Origin of the sequence: Bartonella sp. CL70QHWL, assembly GCF_042194855.1 — a bacterium.
Taxonomy (GTDB): Bacteria; Pseudomonadota; Alphaproteobacteria; order Rhizobiales; family Rhizobiaceae; genus Bartonella.
Genome location: NZ_JBHINJ010000004.1, coordinates 87,250 through 99,106 on the forward strand (window position 1 = coordinate 87,250; position 11,857 = coordinate 99,106).

At 39.0% G+C, this 11,857-nt stretch carries 10 protein-coding genes and 2 pseudogenes; 7 read left to right on the top strand and 5 right to left on the bottom strand.

All coding sequences use genetic code 11. The features are described from left to right. Positions 1–19 precede the first annotated feature (19 nt). The 3 genes and pseudogenes from ACFIJZ_RS03160 to ACFIJZ_RS03170 all read right to left on the bottom strand — a co-directional run. Positions 20–812 (bottom strand): annotated as a pseudogene (locus ACFIJZ_RS03160) (integrase); the annotation flags it as partial. Next, positions 764–1,168, bottom strand: coding sequence for a hypothetical protein (locus tag ACFIJZ_RS03165; protein ID WP_375631051.1), 405 nt, complete (start codon positions 1,166–1,168; stop codon positions 764–766). The pseudogene ACFIJZ_RS03160 and the gene ACFIJZ_RS03165, both read right to left, overlap by 49 nt. Before the next feature lie 82 nt (positions 1,169–1,250). Then, positions 1,251–1,658, bottom strand: coding sequence for a DUF488 family protein (locus ACFIJZ_RS03170; protein WP_375631023.1), 408 nt, complete (start codon positions 1,656–1,658; stop codon positions 1,251–1,253). 161 nt (positions 1,659–1,819) lie between these two features. Here ACFIJZ_RS03170 and ACFIJZ_RS03175 point away from each other — a divergent pair, with 161 nt between their 5' ends. The 4 genes from ACFIJZ_RS03175 to ACFIJZ_RS03190 all read left to right on the top strand — a co-directional run bounded on the left by ACFIJZ_RS03175 (position 1,820) and on the right by ACFIJZ_RS03190 (position 3,598). Next, positions 1,820–2,179, top strand: a complete 360-nt coding sequence (locus tag ACFIJZ_RS03175) for a hypothetical protein (protein WP_375631024.1) — start codon at positions 1,820–1,822, stop codon at positions 2,177–2,179. A 111-nt stretch (positions 2,180–2,290) separates the two neighbouring features. Then, positions 2,291–2,473, top strand: coding sequence for a hypothetical protein (locus ACFIJZ_RS03180; protein WP_273790410.1), 183 nt, complete (start codon positions 2,291–2,293; stop codon positions 2,471–2,473). A 270-nt stretch (positions 2,474–2,743) separates the two neighbouring features. Beyond that, positions 2,744–3,058 (top strand): hypothetical protein, encoded by a 315-nt coding sequence (locus ACFIJZ_RS03185; RefSeq protein WP_375631025.1) that lies wholly within the window; start codon positions 2,744–2,746, stop codon positions 3,056–3,058. Between the two features lie 135 nt (positions 3,059–3,193). Beyond that, complete coding sequence (locus ACFIJZ_RS03190; RefSeq protein WP_375631026.1) at positions 3,194–3,598, top strand: hypothetical protein; 405 nt, start codon at positions 3,194–3,196, stop codon at positions 3,596–3,598. A 100-nt stretch (positions 3,599–3,698) separates the two neighbouring features. On the opposite strand, the gene ACFIJZ_RS03195 is transcribed toward ACFIJZ_RS03190, so the two are convergent. Both ACFIJZ_RS03195 and ACFIJZ_RS03200 read right to left on the bottom strand, forming a co-directional pair. Continuing rightward, complete coding sequence (locus ACFIJZ_RS03195; protein WP_004860538.1) at positions 3,699–3,899, bottom strand: AlpA family transcriptional regulator; 201 nt, start codon at positions 3,897–3,899, stop codon at positions 3,699–3,701. Positions 3,900–4,108: 209 nt separating this feature from the next. Continuing rightward, positions 4,109–5,276: pseudogene (locus tag ACFIJZ_RS03200) on the bottom strand (tyrosine-type recombinase/integrase). Between the two features lie 681 nt (positions 5,277–5,957). Here ACFIJZ_RS03200 and ACFIJZ_RS03205 point away from each other — a divergent pair. The 3 genes from ACFIJZ_RS03205 (at position 5,958) to ACFIJZ_RS03215 (ending at position 11,554) form a co-directional block, all read left to right on the top strand. Further along, a complete protein-coding gene (locus tag ACFIJZ_RS03205) occupies positions 5,958–7,721 on the top strand; it encodes an outer membrane beta-barrel protein (RefSeq protein ID WP_375631027.1) in 1,764 nt (587 codons plus the stop codon). Positions 7,722–7,969: 248 nt separating this feature from the next. Continuing rightward, positions 7,970–10,885, top strand: coding sequence for an isoleucine--tRNA ligase (gene ileS / locus ACFIJZ_RS03210; RefSeq protein ID WP_375631028.1), 2,916 nt, complete (start codon positions 7,970–7,972; stop codon positions 10,883–10,885). A 177-nt stretch (positions 10,886–11,062) separates the two neighbouring features. Further along, entirely contained in the window at positions 11,063–11,554 is a 492-nt protein-coding gene (locus tag ACFIJZ_RS03215; RefSeq protein ID WP_375631029.1) for a hypothetical protein, read from the top strand. The last annotated feature ends 303 nt before the right edge of the window (positions 11,555–11,857 follow it).

Here is an 11,857-nt window from a genome sequence, read left to right on the forward strand (position 1 = left end):
TAAGCGGTGCTTTGTGAGGCTAACTTTTTTGGAGCTTTTTGATTGCTTCAAGGGAAAGTTTTTACGGTCTGCACTCTTTATATCAAGGGATGCCATTTTATCTTCGGTTCAACCAAAAAGCGCTTTCATTTGTGAAACCGTAGCACCAGCATTGGCAGTATGTTTTGCTGCTAATTTTTGCAATCCGTGCGCTGATTTTTTAATACCCGCCGCATTACATGCTTCACGAAAGAGGTTGCCAAAACTTTCTTTGATAAGCTTATTTCCATCTTTACCACAAATGAATGTTTCATCACCTATGGGACCAATTTTAAGGGTTGCCTCTAGTTCTGGTAAAACAAGCCCGTATAAAGAAGAAGGTTAATCCAGATGCGTTCATGTGTACCATGTGACCAACGGTGATAATATTTGTCTATGTCCTATTCTAGCCAAGGCAGTAATCCCTCGTTGTTAAGAGATTTTGGTGCTTTTATATTAAAGGCAGGATTTTTATTTAAAAGGGCATTATCAACCGCCTAATTAAAGAGACCGTTTAAAGAGGTCAAAAAATGTTTTGCTGCTGCGAGAGTATGTCGCCTTCTGTCTACGGCGTCAAGGATATGGTGTCTTTCTATACTTTTATATGCACGATCAGCAATATGTTTAGAAACATTATTCAGAATTCGATATTTAACTTTTTTAGTAGATTCTGATTGATTATGCCATTGCATGCTTTGTAAATACTGATGCAATAACCAATTGAAAGAGCCTTTTGTAAGTCTGGTTATTTTCTTGGAGATGCCATTTTGCACTTATTTAATAGCCAGTGTATATTTGCTCTGATGGAAATCAAAGGACTGTCATAAATTTTAGCATTTCTATAAATTTTAGCTTTTCCACTAATAAATGTAGCACCGGAAACTTGTGCATTGGCAAAAACACATGCGTTTTCATAAATATCAGAAATGTTATCAATATAAGCATCACCAAAAACCTTGGCATAACCATAGACTTTTGCATCATCACCTACCCAGCAATTACCATCATGACTTAGGTTGTCTTTTTTTGTATAAAGCCCGCCAAGATCACCTGCTTTAACAGCATCAAAATCCCTTAAAGCACGAATTCGGTGAAGAGTTTTTCCATCAACCTCAGTTATTTCATCAGTCAGTTCATATTTATTTTCCATGGTTTATTTCCTTGATTTGCGTACAATCCACCCGTAGCGTGAATCATGCATTATTTAAAAGTTGTTAGGAATGGGGAGAGGGCTAGAGGTTGTAAATGCCCCCCATATGTAAAAAGTTTGTAAGTTTATTTTTTAAAATGTGCTTAATTTCATATTTCCAATCAGACAATTGAGTGAGAGCTAATGCGAGTTGTCCTCTATGACACATGTATACATTGGCTTCAAAACAGGTGATTGCAACGCGCTTTTTTAAAAAAATTTGATATAATTTGTTTATTGCACAAGAATTATTCTTGAGAGTTGTATTTTGATAATCTTCAAAAAGGCGGTCATAATCTTTTTGTGTTTTCAAATTTCTTCGTTTTTCAGAAGCAATTCCAAGTTCAGGCATATGCATATATTCAATATCAATGTTGCTTACAGCTTTCTCTAATTGTCTTTTCGAAAATCCGAGGTTTCTACTTATTGAATTTTTACGAACATCACACAAAAGTTTAATATTATTTTTGATCAGTTGATTGAGATAGTCCTCAGAGGATTTTCTTTCATAGCCAATGGTAAAAAAATAAAGCTCTCATCTTTAGCAGGCTGTATGATGATATTTTTGATGTTACACACATTTAATTTCCTTAGTAAATGGGTGGGGGCTCTATGAGCGCCTCTTTCCAAAAGGATAAATCCTCTAGTGATTATCATAGTGTTGTGGAACAATCAGGCATCAAAGCGGGTGATGGCGGCTTTAAGATCAACGTTAAAGATAAAACAACGCTGACCGGAGGCATCATTGCCAGCACCGCGCCGGCAGATAAAAACAGCCTGACCACAGGAAGCATTAGTACTAGTGATATCAGCAACAGTGCGCATGCTCAAGCTAGCAGCCAAGGGTTTAGCATTTCTGGGAATGACACGATAAAAAACATTGCCAAAAATGCTTTAAGTCACGGCAAAGCCCATAATGGAGCGGAAGGATATACAAATCCGCTATCAGCGGTGCACCATCATCCTCACTGATACAACTGGACAGAGGGCGATGGGGCAAGATGCTGGACAAATCATTGGCTCTCTCTCTCAACCACAACACCGCAGCAGTCCACTAGGGCTGTCGCACCGATAGATGCCATATTGCTTGAGGGCATCGTTCATAATCGCTTAGACATGATCAATGATTTATCGGATGAAGGTCTTGGATACTGGGACAAAGTGCGCGAAATGACAAATGTCAAAGAGCATCCAGTAGGTGAGGTTGAGCATGATGAAAATGGCAATGTCCTCTATTTAACTGATGAAAATGGAGAACCTATATAAAGACAGTGATGGAGAATATATTACTCTGTATCACTTTTTAAAAGCTGAAGATGAGCAGCCAGCATTTACAAGTTGGTTCTGATGGCAACAGGCGTATGTTCTAAAATGGCATTTTTAACACATCCGATGATGCTGCGTGTTATGCTGTCCAATTTGCTGACAATGATCATGGTCCCCTTTATTTTACATACTTCCCACAAGCTAAAGACTGGGAAGTGGAAATAGGGATAGCGATTTTTCAGAAGCTTCTGGAAAGTAAACTTTTTTTGATTGACCAATTCAACCAAGAAATTTCAGGATACAATGTATCTTTATGGCAATACAGGATTGCATATTGATGCCCATAGTTGTGGCAGTTTGACAGGCTTTAATATGCTGAATTCTTTCAAACAAGAAGGTATGCACGGGATAGCCGACAACACGAATATCAATTTCTATAGACCAGCCTTTAATGTTTTAGTTGCATCTGGTCTGTTAGGTTATGTGAGTGATGGCAAACAAACTACTATTGGCTTTGATGGGAATAGATATGACTTTGTAAGCAGAATTATTGGTGTATACCTACGAGACAATACCTGCTGGTAGTAACGTTTGGAAAGAATGATTGAGAGTGGCTACAAATCCCATAAGTTCCCATACCTGTCTTGGAGATGCGGGCCAAGCATGTCGGTATATTTACGGCTCATCCAATCGAGTACAAGTCCTTTTAAGGAGGAACAAATGAAACAAACTCTAAAATTATTAAGCGCTGTAACTTTGTTCAGTATAGCCGGATGTCAATTTAACAAACCTCCTCTAGGAGAGGTGACAGCGTGGAAGAAACTAGGAGCAGATTTTACAGAGGTAGGAAAAGCCTTGTTAGAATGTGGAATGCCAACACCTTATTATACCGATCCAGAAAGCAGAAAGCTAAGTAACAATGCATGGGCAACAATTCATGCGTGTATGGTTCAATCAAGTTTCCATTATGAAAATGAACATGAGGGAGGATGGTGTTATACTTTTAGAGACGAAAACCTTCCCATTTGTCGTCCAGGCACTGTCATACCACAGCGAAGTGTCAAGAAGCGCTTAAATAGCCCTTATTGTAAAAAGCATTCAGAACAACTTGAATGCAAACCTTAGGTCTTGCTTCAGCAGAGAAAGCCTTGAATTTACACCAAATAAAGCTCTAGGTTGATGAGCTTGAGAAAGCCTTGTCCGTCCTTACGTGACAAGGTTTTTTTTATGCCGCGTCGTTATAACGTTGCTGCTTTGCTTGCTCGATGACATTGATAAGATCTGATTGCAACCAACGCGATAAAAAACCAAATTTTAAAGGTTTTGGGAGAGAGCCATTGGTTACATGACGGCGGAATGTTGAAACACTCATATGAAGCAATTTTGCACTTTCACGGTCTGTTAAAAGAATATCATTTTCTGTCATAATAATTTCCTTTCACTATAAAAAAATGGTAACAAATCATAAGCATTTATTAACCATATTTTTGTTCATTTTTGAAGGTATTTTATTTATAGAAAACAATATTTTATCATATTTTTTCTGATGTGATAAATTATGACTCTTATTGAGAAAGAATGAGAGAAAAGAGAGCTAAAGTTATCCACAGATAAGGGGGTTATTCACCCCATATCTTAAGATTGACCTGTGACATAAGCCGCCCATTTATCCATATAAACGCGGCGCTGTTCTAGATAATCAGTCCGACGATAGGCACGCTCTACTTGTCCTCCTACTGTATGATTTAGAATAGTTTCAGCGACTTCATAGGGAGCATCGGTTGTTTCAGCGAGCCAATTGCGTAAACTAGAGCGAAAACCATGGGGGCAGGCTTCAATTTTATTTTTTCTCATATACGTAGCCATACATTTCTCAGCGAGGGGACCACGAACTCTAGCAGAAAAAAAGAAATCATTACGAGAGAGCAAGCGCGCTTGTTTTAGAATTTCTAATGCTTCTGTTGATAGAGGCACGCGAAATTCTGTTGTAGCATCACGCCTTCCTTTCATATTCTCAGCAGGAATGGTCCATATATTCTCCTCAACTTGATCTTTATGAATATGACGTAAAGGATTGGTACGAACGCCTGTAAGAATAAGCAAACGCAAAGCCAGTTGTGTTATGGTTGATGCTTCACAGAGTGTTTTATAAAAAGTAGGCACATCTTTCCAATCCATGGCTGGTAAATTTTGCGTTTTATGACGTTGTTTACCTAAGAGCGCGCGTGCTTTTTCTGTTGCTTGTAAATCAACATTCAATCCTAATGCAGCCGCATGTTTGAGACAAAGATTGAGACGAATAAGAGCTCTATAAGCAGTTCCAGCTTTTGAATGCCAAATAGGGGCAAGTGTATTGCGTATCTCTGTTTGAGTAATCTCAGAAACGGGAAGACAGCCTAGTTTAGGGAGAATATGAAGGCGTAATGGTAAAAACCAATCCCCATCTTTACCATCATTTTTTAATTTAGCTTTACGACTTTCAAAAGCATCCAACGCGATATCTTTTAAATAATGGAGATTACTTATTGCCTCACGCTTTTGTTTTTCACGTTCTTTAATAGGATCACGACCTTCACGAAGAACAGAACGCCACCCAGTTGCCAATTCACGAGCTTGTTTTAAAAAAACATCTTGCAACGCTCCCAAGCCCATTTCACGGCGCCGCCCATGAATGGTAAAACGGTAAATCCATTGAGCACCTCCATCTTTACACTTATGAAGTAACAAGCCGGCACCATCATTATATTTACCAGCTCGTGGGTGTTGCGACAGCCCTTGCATTAAGACGGTTCATAAGAGCCATTTTTAGTCCTTTCTTCTATAGTTTTTACCCATACGCCAGCCCCGCTTGTGATGTGCAAGCAAGCGGTTTTGATTGATTCAAGATAAACAGATTTAAAATGAGAGAATCCTACAGTATTAGTTTTTTCATTCAATATGAAAACAATAAGTTATCCTTATAAATCAATGTGATGTAGCAGGATGAAGATGTTTATGCAAAGAATCTAAAAGTTTTTTTGCGAGTGTTTGAATAAGTCCTTTGTTTTTCTGAATTTTAGATACAAAATACTATTGCTAAAGTACTAAAAGTAGATCATGCTGGTAAATAGATGAAACTTTGATGGCGCTTTGTTTTAAAAAAGGCAATATTTGATTTCACTGTTTGCGCTGGCATTGATTTTGCAATAACAGATAATAGTTTATTGTATGCAGAATACTGTTATTCAGATTTCGGTAAAAAGAAATTTATAAAGAATATTATCATTAACAGTTATGCGAAAATTTAATGAAAATGAATCCAACTTTAATACACATAATTTTAGTGTGATTTATTTTACAAATTCTCATGGAATGCAAAATTAAAAGTTTAAGAAGCCTTATTTTCAAAAATTCTTTATTTTTTTGTGAGTGTGTCATTTTTGCTACAGATCTTTCAAAAAAGATGCTCTATATACATTTCATTTTGGATATTTGGAGAGATTTTATGAATACAAAACGTTTAATAACAGCGTCTATTTTTTCTTTAATTTCAGCGTCTACAGCACTAGCTGCTGATGTTATAATTCCTCATCAGCCAGCATCATCGACTTCTTCTACCATTATCGCGCCTACTTTTTCATGGACAGGTCTTTATTTAGGTGTTCAAGCGGGTGGTTTTTCGAGCAAAGCTGATATGGCTCTTGTTGGTCAAGAAAAGAGTTTACCACTGGATAAAGAGTTCTCTCCTAAACTTTCAGGTTTTGCAGGTGGTTTTTATGCAGGTTCTAATATTGATCTCGGTGACAACTTTATTTTTGGCGTCGATACGGATTTAATGATATCTGGAAAAAAACACACAAAGACCATTACTATAGGTGCAGCTGATAACACTACAGTAGAAAATGCAGTCGTAAGATCCCGCAGATCTGCAGAAACACCAGCATCAGCGTCAACAGTATCACAAACGCTAAGTTCACAATCGCAAGTATCTGGAAAATCAGCTGCGCCAAAACCAGCAGAAGGAAAGGTACAAAAGTTGCAAGGGGAAGCGAGCACTAACGCTAATCCAAAAACAACAGAAAATACCGTATCATCCACCACACCACAAACGTTACCAAACTCAACAATAGATACGTCAGCACAGGGATCAGAATCAGCAAAAATAGTATCAGGAGCGTCATCAGTAAGGTCAACTCCAACAGCAGAATTAAAGGCAAAAGTGCAATTAGTACCATCTTCATTAGCAAGATCAGACACAGGAGAGACATTGGTAAGCCGAGTAAGTGAATCAAAACCAGTTTCACTGAAACCAGCATCCTCCAACCCAGAGGCAGGAGCACCAGAGCAGTCAAAGTCGCTCGTATTGGCAAAATCAGCTACAGGAGAGCAACCGTCAAAAGTAGGGAGAAGTGGATCAAGCGTTTCTGTGCAATCAATGCCTGTACAACCAGCTGTAACAAAACAAATACCATCTATCCCATCAACAGGATCAGAATCGAGTAAACCAGCAGAAAAAACACCTACATCGGTGCAACTATCAGCAGTAGAAAGAACAGTATCGAGCGCACCACTTGTACTAGCGAGATCAAGATCATCCTCTGGTTCAGAGACAAACGCTTCTAATGGAACAAGCGGAGCCCAACGGGGAGGTTATCATAGTTCTTCCCATGGTAGCGGAAATGCTAATCCGCATGGTGCACCTCATGCAGCTGGGCATGGCTCTGGCGCTCATGCGCATGGTTCTAATCCACATGCTTCTAGTTCTCATGGTGGACAGAATATGGCTGGACACGGTGCACAAAATACACAAGCGGTGGATAAGAATGATTCCAGTGTATATGGTATAGAACAAATAAAAAAGATGGCTTCTGAACTTGGTCTTGATCAAGAGTATGAAGTTGAAACGTTAAGTCATACTTTCAAACAAAATTGGGGTGGTGCTACACGGGTACGTATTGGTTTTGCTGCTGATCGCTTTATGCCTTATCTTGCTGGTGGTATTGCTTATGGGCAATTCCAAGACACTGTATCAATATCCGTTAAGGATGAGGATGGAAGAGTCGTTTCTTCTAAGAACTTAGCTGATGAAACAAAAACCATGATTGGTTACACACTTGGTGGTGGCGTTGATTTCTCGCTTCTGGATAATGTGATTGTACGTGCAGAATATCGTTACTCTGATTTTGGTAAAAAGAAATTTGCAAAGGAAAAACTTGAAGTTAACTACAAAACCAATGATTTCCGTGTTGGTGTAGCTTATAAATTCTAATTTTTTAAAGAGTAAATTTCTAAGAGGCTCCACTGTCAGTGGAGCCTTTATTTTTTAAAAGATCACTTTTTGGTTTCTTTTCTTGTGAATTTCATGATAAAGCCCATAGAGTGTGATGATATATTTTCCTGATCGCTGCTTAATACGAATGATAAGCTCGGCTTTCCCTATAGATAAAAACCAGAGTTGCAGGGTTCAGGGAAGTTATGCAAAAATGAAATCGTAAAAGTGGACAGGGATATTTCACAATGGCTGTGAAAAATGAAACAATAGATTATTCAAAAACTCTTTATCTCCCACAGACAAATTTTCCTATGCGTGCAGGGCTTCCGCAAAAAGAGCTTGAATTGATGGCGCGTTGGGAAGATATGGGGCTTTATGCGCAATTGCGCCAACAAGCAAAAGATCGTCCATTTTATATTCTTCATGATGGTCCACCTTATGCAAATGGTCATATTCATATCGGGCATGCTTTAAACAAAGTTCTAAAGGATGTGGTTGTCCGGTCATTCCAAATGCGCGGTTTTAATGCAAATTATGTTCCTGGTTGGGATTGCCATGGGCTTCCAATTGAATGGAAAATTGAAGAAAAATATCGAGCACAAGGAAAAAATAAGGATGAGGTGCCTCTTAACGAGTTTCGTCAAGAATGCCGTGAATTTGCACAGCATTGGGTGACCGTTCAAAGTGAAGAATTTAAACGCCTTGGTGTTGTGGGAGATTTTAACACGCCTTATACTACAATGGCTTTTCATGCAGAAGCACGCATTGCCAGTGAATTGATAAAATTTGCTATGTCAGATCAGATTTATCGTGGTTCCAAGCCAGTGATGTGGTCTGTTGTGGAGCGTACGGCCTTGGCAGAGGCTGAGATTGAATATCATGATCATGAATCAGAGGTGCTTTGGGTTAAGTTTCCTGTTTTTGAAGCAAATTCTGATGATTTATATGGTGCTCATGTCGTCATTTGGACAACAACACCGTGGACAATTCCAAGCAATCGTGCAGTGAGTTATTCTTCGCAAATTTCTTATAGTATTTACGAAGTTGAAAGTGCTGAAAATGATTTTGGTCCTCAAGTGGGAGAAAAGCTTCTTTTTGCAGACGCTTTAGCGATGAGTTGTGGAGAAAAAGCCAAACTTGTTTTGAAGCGTTTGCGTGTTATTTCTTCTGAAGAGTTGAAAGCTCTTGTTCTTTCTCATCCACTCAAAGGTTTAGCTGGAGGGTATAATTATAAAATTCCATTGCTTGATGGTTCGCACGTAACAGAGAGTGCTGGTACAGGTTTTGTCCATACAGCACCAAGCCATGGGCGTGAGGACTTTGAAATTTGGAATGATTATAAGTCCTTACTGGAGCAAGCGGGGATTGATTCATCTATACCGTTTCCTGTTGATGATGCAGGGTTCTATACGAAAGATGTTCCAGGTTTAGGACCAGATCGTGAAGGAGGACCTGCACGTGTTATTGATGATAATGGAAAAATGGGTGACGCCAATAAAGAGGTCATTAACGCTTTAATTAAAGCAGATCGATTGTTTGCACGGGGGCGTTTAAAGCATTCCTATCCCCATAGTTGGCGTTCAAAAAAACCCGTTATTTTTCGCAATACACCACAATGGTTTATTTCAATGGATAAAGATTTTGGGGATGGTTCAACTTTACGTAGTCGGGCTTTGGAAGCTGTTTCAAAAACGCGTTTTGTGCCATCTTCTGGACAAAACCGCCTAGCTTCTATGATAGAGGATCGTCCTGATTGGGTTCTTTCTCGTCAGCGTTCTTGGGGGGTTCCTATTTGTATTTTTGCGAATGAGGATGGTGTTATTCTAAAAGATGAAGGTGTGAACGAGCGTATTTTACGGGCTTTTGAAGCAGAAGGGGCAGATGCATGGTTTGCTGAAGGAGCACGTGAACGTTTTTTAGGTGAGCGTGCACATGAGCCTTGGGTACAGGTTTATGATATTTTGGATGTTTGGTTTGATTCTGGAGCAAGCCATAGCTTTGTGTTAGAAGATCGGGCTGATTTGAAATGGCCTGCTGATGTTTATTTTGAAGGTTCAGATCAACATCGCGGATGGTTCCAATCTTCTCTTTTGGAAAGCTGTGGTACGCGTGCTTGTTCTCCCTATAAAGCCGTGATCACACACGGTTTTACTTTGGATGAGAATGGTAAGAAAATGTCTAAATCTTTAGGCAATACGGTTGTTCCGCAAGAGATCATTAAAACATCTGGAGCTGATATTTTTCGTCTCTGGGTTATGACAACCGATTATTGGGAAGATCAGCGTTTAGGCAAAAAAATTCTTCAAACAAATGTGGATTCATATCGTAAACTACGCAATGCAATTCGTTGGATGCTAGGAACTCTAGCACATGATGATGGGGAAGAAATATCTTATGGTGCACTGCCGGATCTTGAAAAATTTATATTGCATAGGCTTTTTGAACTTGATCAGTTGATTAATCGCGCTTACGATGAATTTGATTTTAAAAAGATTATGCGTGCATTATTGGATTTTTCAATCATTGAGTTATCGGCATTTTATTTTGATATCCGCAAGGATTCTCTTTATTGTGATGCGCCTTCATCAAAAAAACGCAAGGCCTCCTTGCAGGTTGTCCGTGAGATTTTTGAGCGTATGGTAACATGGCCTTCTCCAATGTTGCCTTTTACTATGGAGGAAGCTTGGTTAGAGCGTTATCCAGAAAGCCAATCGGTGCATTTGGAACAATTTCGCTCTGTACCAGAAGAATGGCAAAACCAATCTTTGGCTGAGCGTTGGAAAAAAATTCGGCAGGTCCGTAAAGTTGTGACAGGTGCTTTAGAGCTTGAACGTGCTAATAAGCGTATTGGATCCTCTTTGGAAGCTGCGCCTATTGTTTTTATTTCCAATCTGGTTTTACGAGAGGCATTAGAAAATGTGGATATGGCGGAGATCTGTATTACCAGTGCACTCACAATTAGGCAGGACACGATACCTTCCGATTCTTTTACTTTGAATGATGTTGAAGGTGTTGGTGTATATCCAGAGAAGGCATTAGGAAAAAAATGTGCTCGATCATGGCGTTATACACAAGATGTTGGGAGTGATCCAGCTTATCCGGATGTATCTGCTCGTGATGCAGCTGCTTTGCGGGAACTACAGATTCTTGGTAAGATTTAAAATTTTAAATCAAGGGAAAGGAGTACAAGTATATTTCTCATATTGATGAATATAGTTTTTTGTGGTACAAAGTAAATTCCGTTGTTTTTTCTGCAGGGGGGAAATTTGTGTATGGACCGTTCTCTCATAAATAACGGGAATATTAATCAGCCATATACTTAGGAAATGGAATAGGCAGTGAGAAAACGTGAAGTAAAAATATTTCCAATAGGAATTTTAGGGATGTGCTTTGTTCTAACGGGATGCAATTTATCCGCTCCTACCTATGGTACCAATAAACCGGTTTCGATACAGTTTTTTGAAGATGTTGCTAATATTACTTCATTAACACCAACAAATAATAGCAGCCAGATTGTTATGAAACCTCATCCAAAACTTGTAATACCAAGCCCTAGTTCACGCAGATTTTTGCCGGTACCACAACAAGATAGATCTGTCAATGAAATGGCAGCATCGAAGAAGAATCAAGGAAATACTCCTTTTCCTCATAAAGGATCGTCAGTTAATGGCGCTGGTTCAGAAAACCCTTCACAGTTGAATGCGAAGCAACGACAGGAATATTTACGTCGTCAGAGAGCACAAGTTGGAAGTTCAAAATACCGTCGCTATCTCACTGAACCACCTTTAAGTTATCGCCAACCGGCAAAAACCGCACCTATTGGTCGATAAGGGAAAGACAAAATATTTAAAGTAAAGTATTTTTCCAATTACTTATGATACTAAGCTCTCATTCATGCACAGTTATAATGCTGTTGGAGGAGGGGTGTTATTCTCATGAAATAGCAATATGACAACAGCATCGAGAGAGTACTTCATGCGTTTCCTAACAAGAAATATTTCTCAAGTTCATTTTGCAACATCGTTCATGTGGATAGTATAACGTAAAATCTATTGTGCTCCACTATCTTGATGCTTAGGAAGGAGAAAGCTGATACCATCATTTTATTTTCCAGACTCTAGTTGCGACAATTC